This window comes from Vibrio sp. (genome assembly GCF_048266485.1).
GTDB lineage: Bacteria > Pseudomonadota > Gammaproteobacteria > Enterobacterales > Vibrionaceae > Vibrio.
In genome coordinates this window covers 899519-925637 of record NZ_JBLWZK010000001.1, presented here as the reverse complement: position 1 = coordinate 925637, position 26119 = coordinate 899519, and the positions used below count along the sequence as shown (strand labels likewise).

At 40.9% G+C, this 26119-nt stretch carries 24 protein-coding genes and 1 other RNA gene; 13 read left to right on the top strand and 12 right to left on the bottom strand.

The features are described from left to right. Nucleotides 1-291 precede the first annotated feature (291 nt). The 7 genes from cyoA to ACN0T8_RS04200 all read left to right on the top strand — a co-directional run bounded on the left by cyoA (nucleotide 292) and on the right by ACN0T8_RS04200 (nucleotide 8101). Nucleotides 292-1209 carry a ubiquinol oxidase subunit II gene (gene cyoA, locus ACN0T8_RS04230; protein ID WP_417879384.1) on the top strand — a complete coding sequence of 306 codons (918 nt, stop codon included), beginning with the start codon at nucleotides 292-294 and terminating at the stop codon, nucleotides 1207-1209. A gap of 27 nt (nucleotides 1210-1236) precedes the next feature. Beyond that, nucleotides 1237-3282 (top strand): cytochrome o ubiquinol oxidase subunit I, encoded by a 2046-nt coding sequence (gene cyoB, locus ACN0T8_RS04225; protein ID WP_417879503.1) that lies wholly within the window; start codon nucleotides 1237-1239, stop codon nucleotides 3280-3282. Further along, nucleotides 3272-3883 (top strand): cytochrome o ubiquinol oxidase subunit III, encoded by a 612-nt coding sequence (gene cyoC / locus ACN0T8_RS04220; RefSeq protein WP_417879383.1) that lies wholly within the window; start codon nucleotides 3272-3274, stop codon nucleotides 3881-3883. The genes cyoB and cyoC overlap by 11 nt, the downstream gene beginning before the upstream one ends. Then, complete coding sequence (cyoD, locus tag ACN0T8_RS04215; RefSeq protein WP_417879382.1) at nucleotides 3883-4209, top strand: cytochrome o ubiquinol oxidase subunit IV; 327 nt, start codon at nucleotides 3883-3885, stop codon at nucleotides 4207-4209. The genes cyoC and cyoD overlap by 1 nt, the downstream gene beginning before the upstream one ends. Before the next feature lie 8 nt (nucleotides 4210-4217). Next, a complete protein-coding gene (cyoE, locus tag ACN0T8_RS04210) occupies nucleotides 4218-5087 on the top strand; it encodes a heme o synthase (RefSeq protein ID WP_417879502.1) in 870 nt (289 codons plus the stop codon). A gap of 469 nt (nucleotides 5088-5556) precedes the next feature. Further along, nucleotides 5557-6228, top strand: coding sequence for a 2OG-Fe(II) oxygenase (locus tag ACN0T8_RS04205; RefSeq protein ID WP_417879381.1), 672 nt, complete (start codon nucleotides 5557-5559; stop codon nucleotides 6226-6228). Between the two features lie 115 nt (nucleotides 6229-6343). Further along, nucleotides 6344-8101, top strand: a complete 1758-nt coding sequence (locus ACN0T8_RS04200) for a SulP family inorganic anion transporter (RefSeq protein ID WP_417879380.1) — start codon at nucleotides 6344-6346, stop codon at nucleotides 8099-8101. Between the two features lie 140 nt (nucleotides 8102-8241). On the opposite strand, the gene ahpF is transcribed toward ACN0T8_RS04200, so the two are convergent. Together ahpF and ahpC are read right to left on the bottom strand one after the other, a co-directional pair. Next, nucleotides 8242-9810: an alkyl hydroperoxide reductase subunit F gene (gene ahpF / locus ACN0T8_RS04195; protein WP_417879379.1), complete on the bottom strand. Its 1569-nt coding sequence runs from the start codon at nucleotides 9808-9810 to the stop codon at nucleotides 8242-8244. 199 nt (nucleotides 9811-10009) lie between these two features. Further along, entirely contained in the window at nucleotides 10010-10567 is a 558-nt protein-coding gene (ahpC, locus tag ACN0T8_RS04190) for an alkyl hydroperoxide reductase subunit C (RefSeq protein WP_027696829.1), read from the bottom strand. A gap of 251 nt (nucleotides 10568-10818) precedes the next feature. On the opposite strand from ahpC, the gene ACN0T8_RS04185 reads away from it, so the two are divergent. Next, a complete protein-coding gene (locus tag ACN0T8_RS04185; RefSeq protein WP_417879378.1) occupies nucleotides 10819-11670 on the top strand; it encodes a PA4780 family RIO1-like protein kinase in 852 nt (283 codons plus the stop codon). Between the two features lie 329 nt (nucleotides 11671-11999). On the opposite strand, the gene ACN0T8_RS04180 is transcribed toward ACN0T8_RS04185, so the two are convergent. From ACN0T8_RS04180 to smpB, 7 genes are all read right to left on the bottom strand, one after another. Next, complete coding sequence (locus ACN0T8_RS04180; RefSeq protein WP_045604471.1) at nucleotides 12000-12482, bottom strand: helix-turn-helix transcriptional regulator; 483 nt, start codon at nucleotides 12480-12482, stop codon at nucleotides 12000-12002. Next, nucleotides 12467-13828 (bottom strand): type II toxin-antitoxin system HipA family toxin, encoded by a 1362-nt coding sequence (locus ACN0T8_RS04175; protein WP_417879377.1) that lies wholly within the window; start codon nucleotides 13826-13828, stop codon nucleotides 12467-12469. Before ACN0T8_RS04175 ends, ACN0T8_RS04180 begins: the two co-directional genes overlap by 16 nt. A 115-nt stretch (nucleotides 13829-13943) precedes the next feature. After that, entirely contained in the window at nucleotides 13944-14597 is a 654-nt protein-coding gene (locus ACN0T8_RS04170; protein ID WP_417879376.1) for a hypothetical protein, read from the bottom strand. Nucleotides 14598-14828: 231 nt separating this feature from the next. Beyond that, complete coding sequence (locus ACN0T8_RS04165; RefSeq protein WP_417879375.1) at nucleotides 14829-15572, bottom strand: site-specific integrase; 744 nt, start codon at nucleotides 15570-15572, stop codon at nucleotides 14829-14831. Nucleotides 15573-15865: 293 nt separating this feature from the next. Then, complete coding sequence (locus tag ACN0T8_RS04160; RefSeq protein WP_417879374.1) at nucleotides 15866-16093, bottom strand: DUF6538 domain-containing protein; 228 nt, start codon at nucleotides 16091-16093, stop codon at nucleotides 15866-15868. Nucleotides 16094-16222: 129 nt separating this feature from the next. Further along, nucleotides 16223-16589: a transfer-messenger RNA gene (gene ssrA, locus ACN0T8_RS04155) on the bottom strand. A gap of 191 nt (nucleotides 16590-16780) precedes the next feature. Next, nucleotides 16781-17266 (bottom strand): SsrA-binding protein SmpB, encoded by a 486-nt coding sequence (gene smpB, locus ACN0T8_RS04150; RefSeq protein WP_027696831.1) that lies wholly within the window; start codon nucleotides 17264-17266, stop codon nucleotides 16781-16783. Nucleotides 17267-17379: 113 nt separating this feature from the next. Here smpB and ACN0T8_RS04145 point away from each other — a divergent pair, with 113 nt between their 5' ends. Then, nucleotides 17380-17814, top strand: a complete 435-nt coding sequence (locus ACN0T8_RS04145) for an SRPBCC family protein (protein ID WP_417879373.1) — start codon at nucleotides 17380-17382, stop codon at nucleotides 17812-17814. A 29-nt stretch (nucleotides 17815-17843) separates the two neighbouring features. After that, the gene (locus ACN0T8_RS04140; protein WP_417879372.1) at nucleotides 17844-18170 is read left to right on the top strand and encodes an RnfH family protein; all 327 of its coding nucleotides are present in this window, start codon (nucleotides 17844-17846) and stop codon (nucleotides 18168-18170) included. A gap of 133 nt (nucleotides 18171-18303) precedes the next feature. Here the strand turns inward: ACN0T8_RS04140 and bamE are convergent, their stop codons facing one another. The 3 genes from bamE to nadK all read right to left on the bottom strand — a co-directional run bounded on the left by bamE (nucleotide 18304) and on the right by nadK (nucleotide 21598). Next, nucleotides 18304-18666 carry an outer membrane protein assembly factor BamE gene (gene bamE / locus ACN0T8_RS04135; RefSeq protein WP_417879371.1) on the bottom strand — a complete coding sequence of 121 codons (363 nt, stop codon included), beginning with the start codon at nucleotides 18664-18666 and terminating at the stop codon, nucleotides 18304-18306. A gap of 202 nt (nucleotides 18667-18868) precedes the next feature. Beyond that, nucleotides 18869-20533, bottom strand: a complete 1665-nt coding sequence (gene recN / locus ACN0T8_RS04130) for a DNA repair protein RecN (RefSeq protein ID WP_417879370.1) — start codon at nucleotides 20531-20533, stop codon at nucleotides 18869-18871. Between the two features lie 180 nt (nucleotides 20534-20713). Continuing rightward, the gene (gene nadK, locus ACN0T8_RS04125) at nucleotides 20714-21598 is read right to left on the bottom strand and encodes an NAD(+) kinase (protein WP_417879369.1); all 885 of its coding nucleotides are present in this window, start codon (nucleotides 21596-21598) and stop codon (nucleotides 20714-20716) included. A gap of 191 nt (nucleotides 21599-21789) precedes the next feature. On the opposite strand from nadK, the gene grpE reads away from it, so the two are divergent. The 3 genes from grpE (at nucleotide 21790) to dnaJ (ending at nucleotide 26000) form a co-directional block, all read left to right on the top strand. After that, nucleotides 21790-22428, top strand: a complete 639-nt coding sequence (grpE, locus tag ACN0T8_RS04120; RefSeq protein ID WP_417879367.1) for a nucleotide exchange factor GrpE — start codon at nucleotides 21790-21792, stop codon at nucleotides 22426-22428. A 242-nt stretch (nucleotides 22429-22670) separates the two neighbouring features. Beyond that, complete coding sequence (dnaK, locus tag ACN0T8_RS04115) at nucleotides 22671-24581, top strand: molecular chaperone DnaK (protein WP_417879366.1); 1911 nt, start codon at nucleotides 22671-22673, stop codon at nucleotides 24579-24581. 279 nt (nucleotides 24582-24860) lie between these two features. After that, on the top strand, nucleotides 24861-26000 hold the full coding sequence (dnaJ, locus tag ACN0T8_RS04110) for a molecular chaperone DnaJ (protein WP_417879365.1): 1140 nt from the start codon (nucleotides 24861-24863) through the stop codon (nucleotides 25998-26000). Nucleotides 26001-26119 lie beyond the last annotated feature (119 nt).

Here is a 26119-nt window from a genome sequence, read left to right as displayed (position 1 = left end):
GGTGAGTTGTTGTGTTTATGTAAGCATAATAGCCTAAATGTAACTGGATATTTTTAAATGTAATGTTTTAATTTTATTTGGTGAGATTTGTTGTTTTTGAAGTGTGTGTATTTTGTACATTATCAATGTGATAACGATATACATTTGAAACAATAGATTTAAAAAAAGCAGTAAATGTTAGCTAAAAGTCGCGAAATGTGATGATTAGTTAATAAAACTGCGTTGTTTACCACTTGGTTGTTTCGTTTATATCCACAATGTGACAGCAACCCTTAAACATCGAGAATTAGAATGGAAGCCTCAAGATATAGAAGTATCTTGGTGAGAGGAGGGATGTTTATTGCAGCTCTACTCTTGTCAGGATGCAAATCTGCTTTGCTTGATCCTAAAGGGGTCATAGGCATTCAAGAAAAAGAACTGATCATCACAGCGCTATTGCTGATGTTGATTGTGGTTATTCCCGTGCTCTTAATGACAGTATTTTTTTCATATAAGTATCGTGCGAGTAATACTGGTGAAAAATACGACCCAGAATGGGCACATTCAACCAAGATTGAAGTAGTGGTGTGGACCGTTCCAATTATTATTATTGCCATTTTAGGTACGATCACTTGGCGCACTACTCACGAGTTAGAGCAATCTAAACCGTTAGTGAGTGATATTGATCATATGACGATTGAAGTCGTTTCTTTGGATTGGAAATGGTTGTTTATTTACCCCGACCAACATATTGCGACGGTCAATTATGTCGCTTTCCCTAAAGATATTCCGGTTAAGTTTAAAGTCACTTCAGACAATATCATGAACTCTTTCTTTATTCCTCGTCTTGGTAGTCAGATCTATGCTATGCCTGGCATGATGACTAGCGTCCACTTAATGGCTAATGAAGCGAATGACTACAAAGGTATTTCGGCTAGCTACAGTGGTGCTGGTTTCTCTGGGATGAAATTTACCGCTCATGTTACTGATACTACCGAGCAATTTAATGACTGGGTAAACAGCGTTAAAGCGGATAAGAATGCTTTAGTGATGAATGACTTTGATGGCTATCGTCAGCTTGCTAAACCAAGTGAAAATGTGCCAGTGACTTATTACTCCAGTGTTCCTGAGCATTTGTTTGCTGATGTGGTGAAGCAATACAAAGGTTCTCTGAATTCATCTGATGAAGAGATGAGTAAAGGACATCATATGGACATGGCACAAAATTAAAGGGTAGAAAATACTATGTTTGGAAGTATATTTGGAAGACTTTCCCTCGACAGCGTGCCATACCATGAACCTATTATTGTGGTGACATTGGCCGTTATCGCGTTGGTCGGGCTTGCGTTAGTTTCAGCCATTACTTATTACGGTAAATGGCAGTATTTATGGTCAGAATGGTTCACTTCTATTGACCATAAGAAAATTGGTTTTATGTATATCGCGGTGGCATTAATTATGTTGATTCGAGGTTTCTCGGATGCAGTAATGATGCGTAGTCAGCAGTTACTTTCTTCAGCAGGAGATGCTGGCTACTTACCACCAGAACATTATGACCAAATTTTTAGTGCTCATGGCGTAATCATGATTTTCTTCGTGGCGATGCCGATGATCATTGGTTTAATGAACATCGTAGTACCACTGCAAATTGGTGCGCGTGATGTAGCATTCCCGTATTTGAATAACTTGAGTTTCTGGTTGTTCGTTGTAGGGGTGATCTTAACTAACGTTTCTTTAGGGGTAGGTGAGTTTGCTCGTACGGGTTGGTTAGCATATCCACCTTTATCTGGCATTAAAGCGAGCCCTGGAACCGGGGTTGATTACTGGATTTGGGCGTTGCAAATATCCGGTGTCGGTACCACGTTATCTGGGGTGAACTTCTTCACTACCATTATGCGTATGCGTACGCCATCGATGCCAATGATGAAGATGCCGGTGTTCACTTGGGCTTCATTGTGCGCCAATATCTTAATTATTATCTCGTTCCCAATTTTGACAGTAACCATTGCGTTATTGACACTTGATCGTTACATCGGTACCCATTTCTTTACTAATGATATGGGCGGCAACATGATGATGTACGTCAACCTTATCTGGGCATGGGGACATCCGGAAGTTTATATCTTAGTACTGCCGATATTCGGTGTGTATTCAGAGGTAGTAGCGACCTTCTCTCGCAAGAAATTGTTTGGCTATACTTCATTAGTTTGGGCAACAGTTGTGATCACTATCTTAGCCTTTGTGGTTTGGTTGCATCACTTCTTTACTATGGGATCGGGTGCCAATGTAAATGCCTTCTTTGGTATTGCTACCATGATTATCTCCATTCCAACCGGGGTTAAGATCTTCAACTGGCTATTTACTATGTATCGTGGCCGTGTTGAGTTTACTTCTCCAATGCTTTGGACCATTGGCTTCCTAATAACCTTTACCGTTGGTGGTATGACAGGGGTATTGATGGCCGTTCCGGGTGCAGACTTTGTATTGCACAATAGTTTATTCCTGATTGCTCACTTCCATAATGTGATTATCGGTGGTGTGGTATTTGGTTGTTTTGCTGGTGTAACCTATTGGTTCCCGAAAGCGACAGGTTTTACCTTGAATGAAGCTTGGGGCAAGCGAGCATTTTGGTGTTGGATTATTGGCTTCTTATTTGCCTTTATTCCGCTGTATGCACTTGGTTTTATGGGCATGACTCGTCGTTTGAGCCAACATATTGATCCTGAATACTTCCCACTATTAGCAACCGCAGCATTCGGTACTTTCATTATTTTCTGTGGTGTTTTATGTCAAGCTATTCAATTTATTGTCAGTGTGCGCGATCGTGAACAAAACCGCGATCTAACGGGTGACCCGTGGAATGCTCGTACTCTTGAGTGGTCAACATCATCACCACCGCCATTTTATAATTTTGCAAAAATCCCGAAAGGCGATGAAATTGATGCCTTCTGGTATCAAAAACAACGCGGTGAAGCTGGCGTAGAAGCGACATTGTCAGAGAAGGAAGAGTACTCTCCAATTCATATGCCGAAAAATACCGCAACGGGTATGGTTATCTCTGGTTTTGCTTTGATCTTTGGTTTCGCCATGATCTGGTACATGTGGTGGTTAGCTGCGGTTGGTTTCGTTGGCATTATCGTGACGTCGATTGTTCATAGCTTTAACGAAGATCGTGATTACTACGTATCGGTTGAAGAAATTAAAGCAATTGAGCAAGCTAATAAAGAGCAGCTTCGCAAAGCAAAAGCTCAGCAAAGTACATCAGCGGATGATGAAGATATGGGGGTTGATTATGCACGCTAATACTGCGGTTGAGCATGGTCATCATGATGATCACGATCATCATGATGCAAATGAAATGAAGCAATATGGCTTTTGGATTTACCTGATGAGTGACTGTATTTTATTTGGCTCGTTATTTGCCACTTATGCGGTATTGGTCAATGCCACTGCGGGTGGTCCAACAGGTAAAGATATTTTTGAACTGCCATTTGTATTTGTTGAAACCATGTTACTGCTTTTAAGTAGTATCACTTTTGGTTTTGGCATTATTGCAATGAAGCGTGAAGATGTAGCTGGTTTAAAGCGTTGGTTATTCATTACCGCTTTACTTGGACTTGGTTTTATCGCGATGGAAGTATATGAGTTCCATCATTTGATTGCAGAAGATTTTGGACCACAACGTAGTGCGTTTTTATCAGCATTTTTTACTTTAGTAGGGACGCATGGATTGCACGTGACTTTTGGCTTAATTTGGTTAGTGACTTGTTACTTCCAATTAAGCACTAAAGGTTTGAATGATTTAATGAAAGGCCGTTTTTACTGCTTAAGTTTATTCTGGCACTTCTTAGATATCGTTTGGATTTGTGTATTCACTATCGTGTACTTATTGGGGGTGATCTAATGTCTCATTCAGCTGTATCAAAAGAGCAGCCAAATTCAGGTGCTAAAGGTTACATCATTGGCTTTATTGCTTCGCTTATCTTGACTATTATTCCATTTTACTTTGCCTACACTGGAGTACTGTCTCGAGAAGTAACCATTGAGATTTTGATCATTACCGCAGTGTTACAATTACTGGTTCATTTAGTGTACTTCTTACATATGGATAGTTCAGAGAAAGGTCGATTTAATGCGCTTTCTTTTGCGTTTACTGCCGTGATTGTTTTCATCGTCATTGCTGGTTCGATTTGGATTATGTGGAACTTGAACAACAATATGATGATGTAGGTCTGCGGATGCTGAAAGAATACTTATCAATAACCAAACCAGGCATTATTGTTGGTAATTTAATTTCTGTTTTAGCTGGTTACTTTCTAGCGGCTAAATCAGAGCCAGCCACATTGAGTTTATTGTTATTCACTATGCTAGGCGTAGCTTTAGTCATTGCCTCTGGCTGCGTGATTAATAACATTTTTGATCGCGATATCGATTTTAAAATGTCACGAACTCAAAATCGCACCATGGTCAAAGGTGAAATTAAGGTTGATCATGCCTTTCTTTATGCTTTGGTGATGTTACTGGCTGGCACTGGATTACTTTATAAAATGGCTAATCCATTGTCGGCAGTGATGGTGTTATTAGGTTATGTGTTTTATGTGTTCTTTTACACCATGTGGTACAAACGCACCTCGGTATACGGCACTTTAGTGGGCAGTGTATCGGGGGCGATTCCACCACTGGTCGGTTACCTTGCGGTGACCAATTACATTAGCTTTGAAGCAGTATTGTTATTTAGTTTGTTCTGTTTATGGCAAATGCCGCATTCGTATGCAATTGCGATGTTCAGAATGCAAGACTACCAAGAAGCAGGTATTCCTGTATTGCCTGTGGTAAAAGGAATTCAGCGTGCTCGTCAACATATGATGGCATATGTGGTCGCATTTTCGTTGGTTGCACTTGGTTTGTATGTTTTTGGACACACAGGTTATGAATATTTAGCGGTGGCGGCATTAGCTTGCTTCGTGTGGTCAAAAGTCACCTTTAGAAGCATGGATCAATCGAATTACATTCAATGGTCTAAATCAGTATTCAAAACCTCGTTATTAGTTGTGATGGCATTTAGTACTGTATTAGGTTTGGAGTTAATCCCAATTTCAGTTTTGTAGTTTATTTTTCTAAAAATGCCAATCTTTTAAAGTGATGTTTCTAGTAAATTTATATTTCAAAAATGATGGTTTTATTTTTCATTAATGTATACATAATGTAACAAAAGATGTTGTGTTGTAGATGTTCTGTTTCTTTGTTGCCTTACATCTACCTCACGATAAATGTTTGCACTGCATGTAGCGTCGCTGAAATGAACTGAGGCATTAGGCTTTAGAATGTTTCAATTGGAATAGCGATGTATCTCCCGTGTAAACCTAGTTAAACTCCAAGTTAGCTAGTAAAAATGAAAAACACCAAGCCTCCCCTGCTTGGTGTTTTTTTATGTATGATTTCTTCTTTAAATGCACAAATAACACTCGCCTAAAAATCAAACACGCATTACACTCAGCGGCCGTTCTGACCTCTTTAGTTTTCTCTAGATTCCTCTTTTAGAGAAGAGAGGCAGCGTGTGTTTTTTTAAGGATAAAAATGAACGTTGTTTTGACTGAAGATGTGATTCATATACCTCAAGTTAATGAGTCACTATTTGATGCGATTGCCAAAAATATTGCTCACCAAGGTTACAGTATTCACTCTAATGCACTTCCTGCTGATTTAGTAAATAAACTGCATCAACATGTACATAGCATGCCAGATGATAACTTTAAGCGGGCAGGGATTGGACGTGAAGATAATATGATGCTCAACCAATTTATACGCAAAGATGAAGTGTGTTGGATTAATGGTGAAAGTTTAGCTGGAAAGGCATGGCTTGCTTGGGCTGATGAGTTACAACGCTATTTAAATCGACATCTATTTTTAGGCTTATTTTCATTTGAAAGCCATTTTGCACATTACTCACCTGGCGATTTTTATAAAACTCATAAAGATGCCTTTAAAGGTGAATCTAATCGTATCCTCAGTCTCGTAGTGTACTTAAATCAGAGTTGGACCAAAGAAGATCAAGGTGAGTTGGTTATCTATCAAGATGATACACGAGAGGAGTTGGTTAGAGTGACGCCGAACTTTGGTACGATTGTTCTTTTTCTTAGTGAAGATTTCCCTCATGAAGTCTTACCTGCAACTCGTGATCGATATTCAATCGCCGGTTGGTTTCGAGTGAATGGTTCTGGCGTTAATAAGGTCGATCCTCCTCGTTAATTCAAAGCTGTTGGTTTTTTAAATCTTAAGTGATTTATTTTTATAAAGAAATATTCCCATGACACCATTATTTTCTAATATGATTAGAAGATGAATTATAGAAGGGGGGCTAGAGTTGAAAATTACATGGATTGAAGAGTGGCTTCCTGGCTTATCTCAATTAAAAAACTATGACAAAGCTTGGCTTGGTGATGATCTTCGAGCTGCGCTTTCTGTGGTGGCAGTTGCCTTACCTGTTGCTATTGCTTATGCCGAATTAACTGGAGTCAGTGCGATTGTCGGGTTGTACTCTTGTGTGTTGCCTATGTTGGCATATGCTTTTATGGGAACTTCACGCCAACTCATTGTTGGTCCAGATACGGCAACTTGTGCGGTAATTGCGGCGGTTGTAACACCACTTGCTGCTGGCGATGCGGTAAGACATTGGCAACTCGTTATTACCATGACTGCCATGACTGGCGTGTGGTGTTTAATTGCCAGTAAGTTTAAGTTGGGTGTGTTTGCTGATTTTCTCTCTGGCCCAATTTTATTAGGCTTATTAAATGGTGTCTCAATTACTATTATAGTTGGTCAATTTTTTAAAGTTTTTGGTATTACTTATAACCAACCATACCTCATTGAGCAGATATGGGAGGCTCCTTCGCAATTAGTGAATATCCATTGGCAAACACTGTTGGTCAGTGCAGTGACGGTTGGGGTCTATATTTGTTGTAAGAAGTTACGCCCGGCTTGGCCTGCGGCAATGCTTGCTATTATTATCGCGAGTCTTTTTGTTTGGATAGGTGATCTTCAATCGGTTGGGGTGAGTATCGTTGGGATAGTCGAGGGTGGTCTACCTGTTTTTCAAGCACCAGAGTTTGATATTGGTTTAAGTCGTGAACTTGTGATGCCAGCGCTCAATTTAGCTATGGTGAGTTTTGTCAGTATGATGATTACTGCGCGCAGTTTTGCCGCCAAGAATGGTTATGATATTGATGCTGATAAAGAGTTTCGCGCACTTGGTATGATTAATATTGCCTCAGCATTTTCTCAAGGTTTTGTGGTGAGTGGCACTAGTTCAAGGACTGCCGTCAATGATGCTAATGGCGGTAAAACTCAGTTGGTCTCGATAATTTCTGCGATTATTATTGCCATTGTGGCGGTAGTGGCTTATCAGCCGTTGCAATTTATTCCAGTGGCAGCACTTGGTGTCATTTTGATTGTCGCTTCTATTTCTTTGATTGATTTAAAAGGGATTTTGGGGTTGCGCAAACGTGATAAAGACGCCTTTTATCTATCCTGTATTACTTTTATTGCTGTGTTGGTGGTTGGTGTTATTCCTGGCATCACCTTGGCAGTATTGCTCGGTTTGTTCCAGTTCTTGCGTATTGTGATGCGCCCAACTGATCAAGTGCTGGGTATCGATACCAAAGGCACAGTAAGAAGTTTAGGTAAAGCTAAAGCAATTCCTGGCTTAGTGATTTATCGTTTTAATTCACCTCTTACCTACTTTAATGCCGCACACTTTAAGCGTCGTTTATTACATAAGGTGGCGGAGGCTGGATCGAACGATGTCAAATACGTGATTATTGATGCGGTGGCCAGTTTCACGCATTTGGATCTTACTGTTATGTCGGTGATTAATGATATTCAAGCGATCTTAAAAAAGCGTGGTATTCGATTGGTACTGGCTGGTCATAAGAGACGCTTAAAGCGATGGTGTGATTTAGCCGGAGTTAAAGTCGGTGAAGATGGTATTCGGATCCGCGCCGATATGTATCTAGCTATTAAGATGAGCGGTTGTTATCAAGAAGCAGTGAATGAAGGGCAGGTTCCTGAAGTGAAGAAGGAGAAACTATCTGAAGAGCGAGAAAAACTTCAACCTGAAGTGTAGTTTTGTGCTTAAGTTATCTAGATATATATTCAATAAAAAACGAGCTCATGATGAGCTCGTTTTGGTATCAAACTATGATTGTTTGAGGCTATGATTTCTTAAAGACTATTATGACTCTTAAAGATTAGGGTTATTCGAGATTAACCATCTTGGCGAATCAGGTAATCAAATGCGCTTAAGCTCGCTTTTGCGCCGTCACCCATTGCAATAATGATTTGCTTATAAGGTACGGTTGTTGCATCACCTGCTGCAAACACACCCGGCATGCTAGTCTCACCGCGATCATTTACCATGATCTCACCACGCTCTGATAGTTTCACTTCGCTGTCTTTTAACCATTCAGTATTCGGTACTAGGCCAATTTGAACAAAAATACCCGCTAGTTCGATTTCTTTAATTTCATCGGTGTTGCGGTCTTTGTATTTTAGACTTGTAACACGTTTACCATCACCAATGACTTCTGTGGTTTCCGCCATGGTAATAATGTCGATGTTAGGCAGTGAGTTCGCTTTGTTAATGAGCACTTGGTCTGCGCGTAGACCATCAGCAAACTCCAGTACAGTTACATGCTCAACAATACCTGCCAGATCAATCGCGGCTTCAATACCTGAGTTTCCGCCACCGATAACCGCAGTTCTCTTGCCTTTAAACAATGGGCCATCACAGTGTGGGCAGTAAGCGACACCTTTGTTACGGTATTCCTGCTCACCCGGAACATTCATTTCACGCCAGCGAGCCCCAGGGCTAAGGATGATACTTTTACTCTTTAATGTCGCACCGCTTTCAAGAGCAACATGAATCAGGCCATCTTCATTATGTGACGCGCCCATGATTTTATCGGCTTGTTGTTCGGTTACGATATCAACATCGTATTCTTTTAGATGCTCAGCCAGATCAGTCGCTAATTTCGGCCCTTCAGTACGTTTTACCGAGATGAAGTTTTCAATCGCCATGGTATCCATAACTTGTCCACCAAAACGTTTAGCCACAACACCAGTGCGAATACCTTTACGTGCGGCGTATAGAGCAGCGGCACTACCACCAGGGCCACCACCAACTACCAATACATCGTATGGAGATTTTTCGTTTAAGCTTGCAGCGGCTTTTTCTGCTGCTCCATCGTCAAGTTTGCCAAGGATTTCATTTAGCGTCATACGGCCTTGGCCAAATAATTCACCATTCACAAATACACTTGGTACCGCCATGATATCTCGATTCTTCACTTCATCTTGGAAGAGCGCGCCATCAATCATGGTAGTACGGATATCAGGGTTGATGGCTGACATCATATTGAACGCTTGCACGACATCTGGGCAGTTTTGACATGACAGAGAAATAAATATTTCTACATCAAGCTTTTTACCTAGTTGACCAATTTGCTCTATCGTTTCGCTTTCTAACTTGATTGGGTGGCCGCCAGAGTGCAATAGAGCTAATACTAATGACGTAAACTCATGGCCCATTGGTAGACCAGCAAAACGTAACTGTGTACCTTTTTCTGGGTTAACCACAGACATGACAGGCTTACGGTCGCTAGCTGCGTCATCGCGTACCACGGTAATGAATGAGCTTAATTCAGCTATTTCATTGGCAAGAGCAAGAATATCCTGCGCGGCTTTGCTTTCATCTAGGCTAACCACTAATTGGATATCATGTTTTACATTGGCTAAATATTGTTCTAATTGTTGTTTGATCGCTTGTTCAAGCATGTTATGACACCTTACTTTTAAAAATGAGAGTTCTTTTAAAATGAGAGTGGTTACCCTGGATAAATTAAATTTCGAAAATAAAAACAGGGGTGAGAGCTAGCCAACGGTATAGGTCGTCAGAAGTAATACCATCAACTAGCTCTCAAATTAGCCGTCAATAATGGGGAGTTATTAACGGCTTATTAGGACTAGTGACTAATTAAATTTTGCCTACTAGGTCAAGTGAAGGTGCTAGTGTTTCTTCGCCTTCTTTCCATTTTGCAGGGCATACTTCACCTGGGTGCGCTGCAACGTATTGTGCTGCTTTCACTTTACGAAGTAGGTCTTCTGCATCACGACCAATACCTTCAGCTGTGATTTCCATTGCTTGGATCGTACCTTCTGGGTCGATTAAGAATGTTGCACGGTCTGCAAGACCTTGACCTTCACGCATAACACCGAAGTTGTTAGTGATGTTGCCTGTTTGGTCACCTAGCATGTAGTACTGAATTTTACCGATAGTGTCAGAGCTATCGTGCCACGCTTTGTGAGTGAAATGAGTGTCAGTTGATACTGAGTAAACTTCTACACCACGTTTTTGTAGCTCTTCGTAATGATCAGCAAGGTCGCCTAATTCTGTTGGACATACAAACGTGAAGTCTGCTGGGTAGAAGAAAAATACTGCCCACTTACCTAGTACGTCTTTTTCTGAAACCTCAACAAATTCACCGTTTTTGAATGCTGTTGCGTTGAATGGTTTGATTTGTGTATTGATCATAATTTCTTTCCTTTATGTACAATCTAATAATTATTTAAATTTAATTAATCAGTGTGTTGCTTTCGGTTAGTATATTCACATTGTTTGATTGCTTTGAAAAATAGATTGTTCTTATTGTATTGATAGGTTAATCCTATTGAGTTTTTGAAAAAAACGAAGATTGTTTAATAACAGCAACAATATCTAATTAACGATAAATGAGATAAGCTAGACGTATACTTTCCTTTTCTATAAGTAGTCCCACCTCAGTAATGAAAATACCTAAACAAATGCAATCTTTGGTTGAAGATGGCGTCGTTGATGACGTAGTGAGCCAACTTATGAGTGGCAAAGAAGCGTCAGTCTATATCGTCCGTTGTGGTGACGAAATTCGTTGCGCTAAAGTGTATAAAGAAGTCAATCAACGTAGCTTTAAGCAAGCGGTACAATATCGAGAAGGGCGTAAAGTAAAAAACAGCCGCCGTGCTCGCGCCATGGAAAAAGGCTCAAAATTTGGCCGTGGTGAACAAGAAGCGGTTTGGCAAAGTGCCGAAGTCGATGCGCTCTATGCCTTGAAATCCGCCGGAGTGCGAGTGCCAGAACCTTACGGGGTAGTGGATGGCGTATTATTAATGGAGCTCATTACCGACGAAGAAGGCTTTGTTGCGCCGCGTTTGAATGATGTTTCTATGTCCGCTGAACAAGCGTTAGAAGATCATGATGAAATGATCGAGTACATCAAACGTATGTTATGCGCAGGGATTATTCATGGAGATTTATCAGAATTTAATGTGCTGGTGGATGAATATGGGCCAGTGATCATCGATTTACCCCAGGCTGTCAATGCCTCCGCCAATAATAACGCGGAATGGATGTTTGCCCGTGATGTAAACAACATGCGCAGCTACTACAGCCAATATGTACCAGAGTTAGAGCAGACTGAATACGCCAAAGAAATGTGGCAGTTGTATCAAGCGGGCGAGTTATTTCCCGAGACTAAATTGACAGGGGTGTTTGTCGAATCCGACAAATTAGCTGATGTAGAATCCATCTTAGATGAAATAGATGCTGCAAGGTTGGAAGCAGAAACTCGAGAATTGAGAAAGAGTGAATCAGAGCAATAATAAAAGAAAAGCGGGCGGTGGTTCAAATCCCGCCAGCATCTGAACTTGATTCTATTTTCTAAATTCCAAAAATCAAAAAGGCCGCTAAGCTTTAAACTTAGCGGCCTTTCCAATCGATTGGTGGAGCTGGCGGGAGTTGAAATGGTTTCTCACTTCTCATGAATTCAGTAACTTATATCGATGTTGCCAATTTGGTGTTGCATTGGATGTTACATCAATTTCCTGCTTCAAAAGGAACTGAACCCGCGTCCATGTATTACTAAATCATTTAAAAATGCTAACTTTTTATAGCAATTTAATCTAAAGCAATAGCGCTGATATTGAGTATTTTACCCAGCCTCACCATCTATTAGTAGCGATTTTAACACATCGGGAGAAGACGGTAGCATTCCGACTTTTAAGCCAAATGGTTTGAATACCTTGTTGAGAATCTCTGTATTGTAGCTGCCCCGATCATTCTCTATATCTGAGAGTGTTTTTCTTGAGACATCGACAAGTCTTGCGAACACATCCTGTTTGAGTCCCAGTATATTAATGCGTAAACTTTTCAACGCTTGGCCTTGTGTTAGCTCTCCAAGCAATAAGTGTTTGATGATTTTGTTTGCCTCGGTTTTGCGTTCTGCTGCACTTACTGCTTTGGCGTTTTTTGAGGTTTTCGATCTAGTCGGAGTATTAAGTTGCGATCGTTCTTTGGTTGAATGAGTTGTGTTCGTCCCAGTCTTGGGCTGATGTTGATTTCGGTTTGCTCTTAGACGAGCAACGGTATCTTGTACGGACTCTTTATTGCTTGGCTTATTCATAGTAGCCCCCATTTAGTGAGCTTTTCTGATATATGATTAAGTCCAACGGCTGGCATCTCTAAGATTTGTTCTGGTACTCCTCGTAATGCTAGTCTCTGCTTTAAATCAATGCATTTACTTGCAGTAACCTTTAGCTCTTGTAATAACACTTCTTTTGGCACGAGATCAGATAAGGTGTCCGCTATTCCTACGAAGTCGTAAGTTCCGCCAACCTCTAGTGGGGCTTTCCATTTTGTTGTTCTTGGAATGCCTTCAGGATCAGCTTTCATTGGTGCGAAGTCGTAAACGGGAGCAAGCTTTATGACTCCATCACCTTTTAAGAATGAAGTGTTTCTGCCATGGTTATCACTATTACCAAACAAGATGTTGAGTAGATCTCTCTTCACCCATTCAATGACGAAAGCTTGGGTATCAAACCTATACCCTTGGTGTTTAACCATATTGCTTTCAGTAATTTTTTCTATGAGAGTTCGGATTGTTGTTTCGTGATCAAGAGTGACCCCAGCGCCTTTGTTCAAAATGGAATACACAGATTCCATGCCAAATCTCTCTATTTGTTGCTCAATAATTTGAACATCAAATCGAGGAAGCCACAAGGAAGGGTAGTTTAATCCTTCCTCCAAGCGCATACCGTCGGTGGAGATCGTTTCAACTCCCATTTCAGTTAGCTCGTGGTAGAAGTAGAACTCAGCTCTTAGAATATTACAGTCGATGGTGCTTCTTGAGCCTCTAGGGTACTTTACTAAGTAATGTAAGTCGTGGTTGCTATTGTCATCTTGGTATGGGTCAATCCATATTTTTTCGCTGCCAGATCCATGATCGAAACCACATCGGAGGATCAGTTTTGGCGCTTCACCTCCAGCCCCTGTTGCACCACCTGCGGCTGCCCCTCTTTGCTGTGCATAGTCGAGGAAATCACCTGCTCGATTTTTAACATCATCAACAGAGAAGTAGAGGTTGTCTGCTACTTCGTAGCGCTCAGGAAGAGAGTCTTTTATTCTTAAGTTACCAATAGGCGACATTGTGCCAAACTTGAGCAAAACATAGTCTTGTTCATCAGAACTAAGGTCTTCAATATCTAGGTGTTTGACCCAGTATCGTCTACTCGCGCCACTAGGCATAATATCGTCTAGAAACTTTAACCATCCAGGTTTGCCCATGTCATCAAAAAAGAATGAGACAGGGTGGTTTAGTGAAACAGCGTGAAAGTCATCTTTATCGTGATGTTCTAGCGCATAGTCGCTGAGGTAGTTGAGTTCAGTCACTCGGAAATTATGTTGGCTACTTTTAGGGAATGAGATGATACCAATATCTATCCATTCACCTCTGATAAAAGCTTGTACGGTTAGTTCTTCCATCGACAACACCTCTACTTATCAATGAGTAAAACTTTACTCTTAAAGTCATTTTTTTTCAAGTTATGAGTAAAATTTTACTCATAAATGTGTGGCGAGGATCTTTATGAGTAAATGATTACGCATGGATTGGAATCCAGTAATAAAATGGGTGTAAGTATTTATGTTTAGCATAGTCAGACATAGAAAAAATACTGAATAAGTGCTCTTCTGTAAAAGGAAACACCGTCTTTACCTGAGTGGACTTTTTCATAGGTAGTTTGTAAAAAACATTGTCAGATACATAACCATGAGATTTAGCCCAAGCCATGAAGGTAGACATTTTTTGGATATGACCTTTGGCGGTTTCTAGTGAAATGTATTTTTTCTTTTGAGGAAGTGATTCATTTTTTGCAATTAAGTCAAAACCTTGTAAACCTTCTAGCTCAGGATACTTCTGTGGATTCTTCGGTCTATAACAGTATGCTTTGGCAATTTGTTCGGCACCACTACGGTCGAGTTCGTTGAGATCCAAAAAGTCCATAAAATTCAGAATCATTCGGAGAATGTCATGATCCTGACAAATATTTTTTTTCTTTGATTTTCCGAGCTTTAGTCGGTATTCAGTATATTCATTGAGAATGTCAAAGCATGTTTTTGGCTCTACGGTTTTTTGACTTTTGGGTACAGGGCGTTCAAGCAGCAGAGGGTTAGAGCCTGTATCTGTCATGTTGTTATAGTGATGAACTGCTTCATTTGTAATAATGCAGGCAGTTGCATTTGAAGATGCCATATATAATCCTGTTTATTGTTTAATTTTGTGGCCTTCAATTAATGTAAAGAGGAAAGTATGTGTTCGTAAAACATTATCTTTCTGTTTTTAAGTTATTGTTTTTATTTGTGAAAATCCAAATCAAGGTGATATCCTTTGTTTGTTAACATTGGTTTTTTATATTAAGTGTATGTTTTTAAAGGTATTAATTTTTGTTTTCTGGGCGTGAATTCACGCCCGTTTTTTTGTGAACTATATCACTTTCTTGTGGAGTAAATATCTTGACCTGATAATGTGAGCATTTTTTGTGGGGTTAGGGTCTATTAAGTTAATAACTTCCCTAAGTTGATGGGTCCCTAGCCCTTTACCATATCGATCGTGAGTGATGTTGTTTTGAGCGTGACCGAGTAATTCACCAGCCACGATATGTGAAATCTGGTGCTTCTTGAATTGAGTGGCAACAGTATGTCTGAATGAGTGAAAATCATGCCCTCTACCAAACCCTAGTTTGCTTTTTAAGCGCCCAAACCACTTTGATGCAGGGGAGCCAAACCCATCCCTAGACTTTTTTAGTTCAGGAAAGACTCGCTCATGCTGCACTGATTGCACAAACTCAATGAAACCATGAGCAATTAATTGATCGTGGATTGGGACTATGCGGCGGCTGGTCTGATTTTTTAGTTTCTGTCCCTCAAACCTGTCATCGATTTGAATGACCCAGATGCCCTCAAATTGACAAATGTCGGCTCTATAAAGCTGGCAAAGCTCGTTTAGTCTTGCCCCAGTGAAATATCCCAACAATGGGAGCCAAAAGTAATAAGGGTGTCTGTGCTGGTGTTTGGTGCTAGCGATAGCACCAAAAATTTTCTCTAGCTCAATTGGGGTGTAAGCGTTTTTAGCTTCACTATCTCGACGAGTTTTTTTGAACCTGATGGCTTTGAATGGATTGATATCTGTGAGTTCATTTAATTGGCACCATTCAAAGAACCCAGACATTTTCTGGCAGTAGTCCTTGACTGACTCATCGCTTAAAGTCGGCAGTCCTAACTCGTTGTTTCGCTTGATCGCATCATGCCCTGATAGCCCATTAAATTGTTTGTGTTTTTTTAGGTTCGTTGGGTAGTTACGTAGGAGTGATGACACCGCTTCAGCATCAGAACGTCGAATTGCTCTCAAATGAGGCTGCCAATAAGATCAAGAACAATCCTACATTTGGCTTCTAACATCGCTGCCGCTTTCGATGAGATGTGCTCGGCTTTGTACTTACAAAAGCGTTCTAGCGCGTCATATCACGAGGCTTCTTTTGTTGAGGGGGTCTTTACTTGTGAAATGGTAGAGGTGGAAGGGTGTTTCTCAAGTGATGTTGCTGCCAAGATAGTCTTGCGAATCTGAATTTCAAGCTCAAGAGCCATAACAGTTGCTTCGGCTTTATCTGAGGTTTTAAGGGAGCGTTTTATTTCTCGGCGATCACCAAATAGGTGACGATGATGAGGGGGACTTGGTAGCGAAATTGCCAAGTTCCTGACTTTGAGATGTGTAGGTAGCGCATGTTTTAGTACCAAACGTTAGTACAAACAGCCTAAACCCAAGTATTAAAGATACAAAAAGGGCGACAAATCAATGACTTGTCGCCCTTTCCAAACGTTTGGTGGAGCTGGCGGGATTTGAACCCGCGTCCGAAAATCATCCATCATTGGTACTACATGCTTAGTCGATCTTTAATTTCACCACCGACCTGCGAACCGACACGCTAGTTGATGGCTATCCTGAATTAATTTTAATGCTTTGTCTCTCAGGCGGGAGACGCCACACGAGTTTGTTTGGGTTTGACTCTCTGTTATTCCCCGTCTTACAAACGGAAGCTAGGGCAGAAAGGCTCTCAGCAGGTTATTAAGCTGCTAGTGCGTAGTTTTCGTCGTTTGCGACTATTTTTTTGCGGCTTTTTACGTGGCCAACCGCCCCACGACATGCACCTCAGACTTACAAATTCCCGTCGAATCCTGAATCAGCCCCAAGGTTGTTTGATTGATTTTGAACTACTCATCAAAATGTCAAACTGCGCTTTCACGCTTTGTATCTTTACCAAATATTATGATAAACGATACTTTAAACGCATAGTAACATAAAACCTTTAAGAGTCTAGTGACTTGCGTTTAAGTGGTTAACATTAACTCACTTGATATTTGTTGCTTAAAAACGGAATGTTAGCGTAAGCTGCTCTTCATAATTCGAGCTTTATCACGCTGCCAATCTTGGTTCTTTTTATCATCACGTTTGTCGTGAAGTTTCTTACCTTTCGCGACCCCGATTTTCATCTTAACCCAAGACTTTGACCAGTAGAGTGATAGGGCAATCAAGGTCATGCCTTCGCGGTTTACGCGGCCAAATAGGTTATCGAGTTCACGACGGTTAAGTAATAGCTTACGAACACGAGTTGGGTTAGCCACAATGTGCGTAGAAGCTTGTTGAAGTGGTATGATTGACGCGCCACTTAGGAATGCTTCACCGTCGCGAAGAAAGACATAACTTTCTGCGATATTGGCTTTACCTTGACGTAAAGATTTGACTTCCCAACCTTGCAGCTCAAGACCAACTTCTATTTCATCATCGACGAAATATTCGTGTCGAGCTTGCTTGTTAAGAGCGATAGTATTACTACCGGCTTTTGATTTTGATTTTTTCTTTGCCATAATGGCCTCATTATACGGATTGCTTTTATTTTGGCGAATCCTTTTGTTCTAATTCTTGGTAATATTTTGTTTATTTTCGAGAATTTGCTTCATGGCTCAAATTAGGAAGAAGTATGCCTCAGGTTAATCGTTCAGCATTAGTCTCGTTTAGTGCTCAGCAAATGTATGATTTGGTCAATGATGTTGAAAAGTACCCTGAATTTTTACCAGGATGTTCAGGCTCTAAGCTGATTGACTCTACCGATACCGCTTTGGTTGCCTCGGTTGATGTCTCAAAAGCTGGGATTAAAAAAACCTTTACCACTGCGAATACAATGGATCCAGGCCGTCGGATTAATTTGGAGTTAGTGGATGGCCCTTTCAAGTCCTTAACTGGATTTTGGATGTTTACTCCATTAGATGACTTTGCTTGTAAAGTAGAGCTTTGTTTAGAGTTTGAGTTCAGTAATAAGCTCGTGGAGATGGCGTTTGGTAAAGTATTCAATGAACTCACTAACAATATGGTGAACTCTTTTACTCAACGCGCAAAGCAAATGTACAACAATTGATTGGCAAGTAGCCATACAGGTGACAAACAATGACAGAGCAAACTAGTGCTAATTCACTGATCCATGTTGAGGTGGTGTATGCACTGCCGCATGAGCAAAAAGTGTTTGAACTTGCGGTATCAGAAGACTTAACCGTTCAAGAGATCATTGAACAGTCTGGTGTTTTGGCTAATTACCCTGAGATAGATTTAGCAAAGAATAAAGTTGGTGTATTTAGTCGAAATGTAAAACTAGATTCGACAGTGCGCGATAAAGATCGTATTGAGATTTACCGACCGTTATTGGCAGATCCAAAAGAAATTCGCCGCAAGAGAGCAGAGCAAGCAAAATTGGAACAAGCTAAGCAGAAAGCTTAATTGATTAAATTTAAGCGATGGCTATTGGGTTTTTAGAGGGGTAAAAAATGGCCTATCAAGTGAGACTTAATATCTACTTGATAGGCCATTTTGCGTTTATGATATATACCCAAGTCACTTGGTATACTTGTTATTAATTTAACGGAGTATTGAAGTCTGGGCTTAAGTCAAAATCACCCGATGCCTCAGTTAATCTTTGGGTTTGAGGATCAAACCTGACAATAAAGTTTTTCTGAACAGAGTCGTCATGGCCGTGAGTGAAATGGTAAATGTAATACCAAGTATCAGGGTAACCATTTTCAACTAACATTGGAGAGCCTAGAACAAATTGAACTTGTTCTTTGGTCATGCCAATGCGAAGTTTGTCGACATCTGGTTGCTCTATGTAGTTACCTTGAGCAATATCAATGCGATAAACCAAGCGCTCAAGCACGCTACAGCCAGATAAGATCGTTAAAGCGAAAGGGATAATGAGTATCCACTTTTTAAAATACATAGTGGTTTCTTCGAGTTAAAGGCAAAAATCTTGCTCGATAATAAACAAGCCAAGCGAAGAAGTAAAAGCCCGTAGTGTTAAACATGCAAATTAAGACAGAAAACTTAGAGTTTAGTTGCAAAGTTTAAATGTAAACTAACAATCTCCCGAGACCCGAGACCCGAGACCCGAGACCCGAGACCCGAGACCCGAGACCCGAGACCTAAGCCGCCACTAACAATTCTTTTGCATTCGCTTTGGTTGAATCTGTAATCGTGCTACCGCCAAGTAAGCGAGCCAGTTCATCAATGCGCTGATTTTCATCTAATTGATGGATTCGAGTTTCCGTTTTGCCTGCTTTTGCTTGTTTCGCGACAAATAATTGTTGATGGCCGCTGCCAGCTACTTGCGGTAAGTGAGTGACACAAAGTACTTGAGTAGATTCGCCTAGTTTACGTAACATTCTCCCGACGACACTTGCCGTTGGGCCACTGATACCAACATCCACTTCATCAAATATTAGGCTCGGTGTTTGAACTTTTTGCGCCGTAATAACTTGAATCGCTAATGAAATTCGAGATAGTTCACCACCAGAGGCGACTTTGGCTAACGCTTGTAATGGCTGGCCAGGGTTGGTTGAAACTAAGAAATTGATTTGATCTATACCTAGTGGAGCAGCATGTTTTTCATCTTTAATCACATCAATACAGAATTGCGCTTTTTCCATGCTTAACTCATGCATACTTTGAGAGATCAGTTTATTTAGCTCTTTGGCATAGCGGCTACGGCTTTTACTCAGCTTTTCTGCAGCAGTTAAAAAGGTTTGATATTTATCATCGACATCTTTTTCTAATTGCTCGAATTTTTCATCTGAGCTGTCGAGCGCTTCAATTTGCGCTTTTACTTCTTGATGATATTGATATAACTCTTCTGGACGAACGTGATGTTTGCGTGCTGTAGTCATTACTTTGCTGAAACGTTCTTCGACTTCGGCTATTCGTGCGGGATCGACATCGATGTTGTCGGAGTAGTGTCTTAATTCTGAGTTAGTTTCTTCTAGCTGGATCATGGCTTCCGATAATAGATTAGGCAGGTGAGCCAATGATGGATCTAATTCTGCAAGTTCGCAGAGTGAATGACTGACAGAATGAAGTAGGCTAAGTGCATTCACTTCTTCGCCTTCATACAGTTCACTAATTGCTTGTTGGCAAATAACCGCAATCTGTCCACTACTTGAAAGAACTTTATGTTCTTGTTCGAGCTTTTCAAACTCGTTTTCTGATAATGCTAACTCGTCCAACTCTTTTACTTGATATTCAAGCAGTTGCTTTTGAGCTAAATTTTCTTGGCTATTGGCTCGCAAGTTCTTAAGTTGGTTGCGTAGTTGACGCCAATCTGAATAATGCTTTTTACTTGCTTGGATCAGTTGTTGGTGGCCGGCGTATTGATCTAACAATGTTAATTGGTGTTCAGGCTTCATCAATAGGTGATGAGCGTGCTGCCCATGAATATTGATTAAGTTTTGTCCTAGAGATTTTAATTGTGACAAAGGTACTGGATTACCATTGATAAACGCACGCGAACGACCTTCATTCGTGATGATGCGACGAATTATGCATTCTTCACCATCTAGTAATTCATTGTCTTCTAACCATCGGGTGGCATTAATGTTGTTATCCAGGATGAAAGAGGCGGTGATATCGGTTTTTTCTTCACCAGGACGTACCATATTGCTATCAGCACGACCACCTAAACAAAGGCTTAGTGCATCAATTGCAATGGATTTACCGGCACCTGTTTCACCGGTAATAGTTGTCATTCCTTTGAAAAGCTCTAGTTGTAAAGACTTAACAATTGCAAAATTATTAATACTTAAATGGGAGAGCATAAATCCACCTTGAAAAAAGACAAAATAAATTACTGTATGTAAAAACAGTATATACTGGCTTTTTATACAGTAAAGTTTTTTGTGTGGATTTTTATTGTTTGTAATAAAAGTGCCTTGCTGATCATAAAATCGACAAGGCATCATTATGTTTCGTGTTTCGTGTTTCGTGTTTTATATCGGTTAAAACAGTTTACTCGACCAACCTAGTTTATGACGCAATACATGGTAGTAGCTGTAATCTTCAGGGTGAATAAGCTTTAAAATACTTGGACTTTGGAAGATTTGAATTTCATCGCCAGGTGATACTGGAAGTGATATTTGACCGTCACAACTGACTTCTTGAGTTCCTCTATTGTCTGGAGATACCAGTAATTTTATTTTTCTATTGCCATCAACAACTAAAGGTCGACTTGATAGTGTGTGCGGAAACATTGGGACGAGTGAAATAGCATTTAAGCTGGGTGATAAAATAGGACCACCGCCTGACAAGGAATAAGCAGTTGAGCCGGTTGGCGTTGAAACGATTAAGCCATCGGAGCGTTGTGAAAAAGCAAACCTGTCATCAATATAAACTTCAAATTCAATCATATGCGCGACTTTACCAGGGTGCAAAACCACTTCATTTAACGCAGAGTTATGACTTTTTATATGCCCACTACGATGTACTTCTGTCTCTAATAAAAAGCGTTCTTCAACTAGGTATTCACCCTTTAGTACCTTGAGTAGTGCATGGTGAAAATCTTCAGGGTTTAGATCGGTTAAGAAACCTAGGCTACCGCGGTTTACCCCAATAACTGAGATGTCAAAGCGAGATAAAATACGTGCCGCGCCTAGCATGTTGCCATCACCGCCAACTACAATCGCTAAATCCGCTTGTTCACCGATCCTAAGTAAGCTAGAAAATACACCTTTTGGAAGGTCATCTAATATATCAATCAAGCGATCATCTATTAATACGGTGTAATTTTGTTCTATCAGCCAATGGAAAAGCTCTTTATGCGTTTGCACAGCTTTATGGTCGCGAGGCTTACCAATAATGGCAATTACGTTAAAAGGCTTCTGCATAGGGTTCAACTCAACTGTAAAAAGGGGCGATAAGGTATTTTATCAGGCGTATTTATTAAGATAAACGCACTCTACGCTTGAATCATAAATCTTCATCCCCATAATAAGGGCAAGTGGAATGACTATGCGAGTATTTTGTGCCTATTTCGTTAGGACAAGCGCATGGTGTTGAATATATTCTTGGAGATATCATGACTACAGAACATAACAAACCGCAAGATGAAGAGCTAAAATCGGAAGATCTACAAGTTGAGCAAGAACTTGTTGAAGATGATGCCAATGCAGATGATGCTCAAACCATTGGTGGTGAAGGCGATATCGATTGGAATGAAGAAATTGAACAAGTGGAGCAAGAAGCTTCTCGTGTTATTGAATTAGAAGCGGCGTTAAATGCTGCGGAAGCTCAAATTAAAGAACAGCAGGATTCAGTTTTACGTGCGAAAGCAGAAGTGGAAAACATGCGCCGTCGTAGCGAGCAAGAAATTGATAAAGCTCGTAAATACGCATTGAATAAGTTCGCTGAAGAATTATTGCCGGTAATCGATAACTTAGAGCGTGCTCTAAAAGCGGCAAACCCTGAGGATGAAGTTGTTAAGCCGATTCTGGAAGGTGTTGATATGACGCATAAATCTTTTGTTGATACGGTAGCAAAATTTGGGTTAGTCGAGATTAATCCAGAAGGTGAAGCATTTAACCCTGAACTTCACCAAGCCATTGGTATGCAGGAAAGCCCAGATCACGAATCGAATACGGTTATGATTGTGATGCAAAAAGGTTATGAATTAAATGGCCGAGTAATTCGCCCTGCGATGGTGATGGTGGCCAAGTAACATAAAGCATAAGTTTTACTAAAAATGGAATGTCGAGTTATAAAAAACTCGGCATTTTTTTATTTTCCCCCTTGAAAAGCATTTTGCCGCCCTTATCTATTGTGCATACAGAAACACGTAATGCGAAATGCAAAACAAATTAGCTTACAGGGTTGAATCCCAATTCTGAGCCCCCATCTATTTGTTATCAAAAGTTGGGTATAGCAAAAACTGAATAACTGAAATTCTTTGGAGAATGTCAAATGGGTAAAATCATTGGTATTGATTTAGGTACAACTAACTCATGTGTTGCGGTATTAGACGGCGACAAACCACGCGTAATTGAAAATGCTGAAGGTGAACGCACAACAGCATCAGTAGTCGCTTACACAGATGGCGAAACATTAGTAGGTCAACCTGCAAAACGCCAAGCGGTAACTAACCCTGAAAATACATTGTTCGCAATTAAACGTTTGATCGGTCGTCGTTTTGAAGACGAAGAAGTTCAGCGTGATATCGAAATTATGCCTTATAACATTGTTAAGGCTGACAACGGTGATGCTTGGGTTGAAGCGAAAGGCCAAAAAATGGCAGCTCCTCAAGTTTCCGCTGAAATCTTGAAGAAAATGAAAAAAACCGCTGAAGACTACTTAGGTGAAGCGGTAACTGGTGCGGTTATTACTGTACCGGCCTACTTCAACGATGCACAACGTCAAGCAACAAAAGATGCTGGCCGTATCGCTGGTCTTGAAGTGAAGCGTATTATCAACGAACCAACAGCAGCTGCACTTGCTTACGGTCTTGATAAGAAAGGTGGCGATCGCACTATCGCAGTTTATGACCTTGGTGGTGGTACATTCGATATTTCTATTATCGAAATTGATGAGCACGAAGGTGAGCAAACTTTCGAAGTATTAGCAACTAACGGTGATACTCACCTAGGTGGTGAAGACTTTGATACTCGTTTGATCAACTACTTAGTATCTGAGTTCCAAAACGAGCAAGGCATTAACCTGAAAAACGATCCACTTGCGATGCAACGTGTGAAAGAAGCGGCTGAAAAAGCGAAGATTGAACTATCTTCTGCGCAACAAACAGACGTAAATCTTCCATATGTGACAGCGGATGCAACTGGTCCTAAACATATGAACGTAAAAGTAACTCGTTCTAAACTAGAATCGCTAGTTGAAGATTTAGTTCAACGTTCTCTTGAGCCGCTAAAAGTTGCTCTAGCAGATGCTGACCTATCAGTAAGCGAAATAACTGACGTTATCCTAGTTGGTGGTCAAACACGTATGCCAATGGTTCAAGCAAAAGTGGCTGAATTCTTTGGTAAAGAAGCACGTAAAGACGTGAACCCTGATGAAGCAGTAGCAATCGGGGCAGCAGTTCAAGGTGGTGTTCTTGCGGGAGACGTGAAAGACGTTCTTCTACTAGACGTAACTCCTCTATCTTTTGGTATCGAAACGATGGGTGGCGTTATGACTAAGCTAATTGAGAAAAATACAACGATTCCAACAAAAGCGAATCAAGTATTCTCAACAGCAGAGGACAATCAAAGCGCAGTAACGATTCACGTACTACAAGGTGAACGTAAGCAAGCGACTTACAACAAATCTCTAGGTCAATTTAACCTAGAAGGCATTAACCCTGCGCCACGTGGCATGCCACAAATCGAGGTAACGTTTGACCTAGATGCGGATGGTATCTTGAACGTTTCTGCGAAAGATAAAGCGACAGGTAAAGAGCAAAAAATTACGATCCAAGCGTCTGGTGGTCTATCAGATGAAGAAATCGAGAAAATGGTACAAGAAGCTGAAGCGAACAAAGAAGCGGATAAAAAGTTCGAAGAGTTAGTAACGACTCGCAACCAAGCTGACCAAATGATCCACGGTACTCGTAAGCAAATCGAAGAAGCTGGTGATGCACTTCCAGCTGATGAGAAAGAGAAAATTGAAGCAGCGATTACAGCACTTGAATCAGTGAAGTCTGGCGATGATAAAGAAGCCATCGATACTAAAGTTCAAGAGTTAGCAACAGCGGCTCAAAAACTGATGGAAATTGCTCAGCAGAAAGCTCAAGCACAACAAGCGGAAGGTGGCGAGCAAGCTAAACCTGAAGATGACGTTGTTGACGCTGAGTTTGAAGAAGTAAAAGACGAAGACAAAAAATAATCGACATTGATTATTGTTAAGTCTGTCACCCTTAATTAATTGAGGGTGAGTGATATGAAACTGCGGGCGTTTAGAGTTTGTCTCTCACGCCCGCAATTTTCCATCTGATACTGGTTAATTTATTGAGGTATTGTCCTGCTAGATAATCACTTCTACCTAAGCGGTTATTGATAAAGGCTTAAGGTATATCGGATTATCTAGCTAGATATAGCTTTTCATAGTTTAAAACACACACTGATGAGCAATGCTTATTAGTAAAAGAAAATTGGTGAACCGAGCATGTCAAAACGTGATCTTTATGAAGTATTAGGTGTCAGCCGTGATGCATCAGAGCGCGATATTAAAAAGGCGTACAAACGTCTTGCGATGAAATATCACCCAGACCGCAACCAAGAAGCGGATGCATCTGACAAGTTTAAAGAAGTTAAAGAAGCGTATGAAGTTTTAACCGACCCACAGAAAAAGCAAGCTTACGATCAATATGGTCATGCAGCCTTTGAACAAGGTGGAATGGGCGGCGGTGGTGGCTTCGGTGGAGGCGGCGGCTTTGAAGATATGTTTGGCGATGTTTTCGGCGATATCTTTGGTGGTGGCCGTCGTGGTGGTCCACAGCGTGCCCAACGTGGTGCAGATTTACGCTACAACATGGAACTTTCTCTTGAAGAAGCGGTTCGCGGTTGTGAAAAAGAGATTAGTATTTCAACGCTAACAGAATGTGAAGTATGTGACGGTAGTGGCGCTAAAGCGGGTTCAAGTTCCCAAACCTGTGGCACTTGTCATGGTCATGGTCAAGTTCAAATGCGTCAGGGATTTTTTGCAGTGCAGCAAACTTGTCCTACTTGTAATGGCCGTGGTCAAATTATTAAGGATCCTTGTGATGCTTGTCATGGTGAAGGCCGCAAGAACAAGAGCAAGACATTAAATGTTAAGATCCCTGCTGGTGTTGATACTGGCGATCGCATTCGTCTAAATGGTGAGGGTGAAGCGGGTGAACGTGGCGCTCCTGCTGGTGACCTATACGTACAAGTACATTTAAAAGACCACCATATCTTTGAACGTGATGGCAATAACTTACATTGTGAAGTACCAGTAAGCTTTACTTTAGCGGCATTGGGCGGTGAAGTAGAAGTACCAACACTAGATGGTCGCTTTAAGCTTAAAGTGCCTGCTGAGATGCAAACTGGCCGTATGTTCCGTATGCGTGGTAAAGGCGTGAAATCAGTACGCAGTGGCGCAACGGGTGACTTAATTTGTAAGTTAGTAGTCGAAACACCAGTGAAGTTAAGCTCTCGTCAAAAAGAACTATTACGCGAACTTGAAGAGTCTTTTGGTGGCGAAGAAGCAAGCCAAAAGCATAAGCCGAAATCAGACGGCTTCTTCAATGGCGTGAAAAAATTCTTTGATGATTTGACTAGTTAATAGTCAACTTTGATATGAATAACAAAGCCTCTGCTAGTGATAGTGGAGGCTTTGTTGGTTTACGAGTCTCGGTTTTCGGGCGTTTCACTGCTCGTTGCTCGGTAAAGAGCGATTTTCAG

Coding starts and splice junctions, on each gene's coding strand:
- cyoA (WP_417879384.1), top strand. CDS start 292: ATGGAAGCCTCAAGATATAGAAGTATCTTGGTGAGAGGAGGGATGTTT.
- ACN0T8_RS04185 (WP_417879378.1), top strand. CDS start 10,819: ATGAAAATACCTAAACAAATGCAATCTTTGGTTGAAGATGGCGTCGTT.
- recN (WP_417879370.1), bottom strand. CDS start 20,533: ATGCTCTCCCATTTAAGTATTAATAATTTTGCAATTGTTAAGTCTTTA.
- smpB (WP_027696831.1), bottom strand. CDS start 17,266: ATGGCAAAGAAAAAATCAAAATCAAAAGCCGGTAGTAATACTATCGCT.
- ACN0T8_RS04205 (WP_417879381.1), top strand. CDS start 5,557: ATGAACGTTGTTTTGACTGAAGATGTGATTCATATACCTCAAGTTAAT.
- cyoD (WP_417879382.1), top strand. CDS start 3,883: ATGTCTCATTCAGCTGTATCAAAAGAGCAGCCAAATTCAGGTGCTAAA.
- ACN0T8_RS04180 (WP_045604471.1), bottom strand. CDS start 12,482: ATGGGGGCTACTATGAATAAGCCAAGCAATAAAGAGTCCGTACAAGAT.
- bamE (WP_417879371.1), bottom strand. CDS start 18,666: ATGTATTTTAAAAAGTGGATACTCATTATCCCTTTCGCTTTAACGATC.
- dnaK (WP_417879366.1), top strand. CDS start 22,671: ATGGGTAAAATCATTGGTATTGATTTAGGTACAACTAACTCATGTGTT.
- cyoE (WP_417879502.1), top strand. CDS start 4,218: ATGCTGAAAGAATACTTATCAATAACCAAACCAGGCATTATTGTTGGT.
- nadK (WP_417879369.1), bottom strand. CDS start 21,598: ATGCAGAAGCCTTTTAACGTAATTGCCATTATTGGTAAGCCTCGCGAC.
- grpE (WP_417879367.1), top strand. CDS start 21,790: ATGACTACAGAACATAACAAACCGCAAGATGAAGAGCTAAAATCGGAA.
- ahpF (WP_417879379.1), bottom strand. CDS start 9,810: ATGCTTGAACAAGCGATCAAACAACAATTAGAACAATATTTAGCCAAT.
- ACN0T8_RS04140 (WP_417879372.1), top strand. CDS start 17,844: ATGACAGAGCAAACTAGTGCTAATTCACTGATCCATGTTGAGGTGGTG.
- ACN0T8_RS04170 (WP_417879376.1), bottom strand. CDS start 14,597: ATGGCATCTTCAAATGCAACTGCCTGCATTATTACAAATGAAGCAGTT.
- ACN0T8_RS04165 (WP_417879375.1), bottom strand. CDS start 15,572: ATGTCTGGGTTCTTTGAATGGTGCCAATTAAATGAACTCACAGATATC.
- cyoC (WP_417879383.1), top strand. CDS start 3,272: ATGCACGCTAATACTGCGGTTGAGCATGGTCATCATGATGATCACGAT.
- ahpC (WP_027696829.1), bottom strand. CDS start 10,567: ATGATCAATACACAAATCAAACCATTCAACGCAACAGCATTCAAAAAC.
- ACN0T8_RS04175 (WP_417879377.1), bottom strand. CDS start 13,828: ATGGAAGAACTAACCGTACAAGCTTTTATCAGAGGTGAATGGATAGAT.
- ACN0T8_RS04145 (WP_417879373.1), top strand. CDS start 17,380: ATGCCTCAGGTTAATCGTTCAGCATTAGTCTCGTTTAGTGCTCAGCAA.
- dnaJ (WP_417879365.1), top strand. CDS start 24,861: ATGTCAAAACGTGATCTTTATGAAGTATTAGGTGTCAGCCGTGATGCA.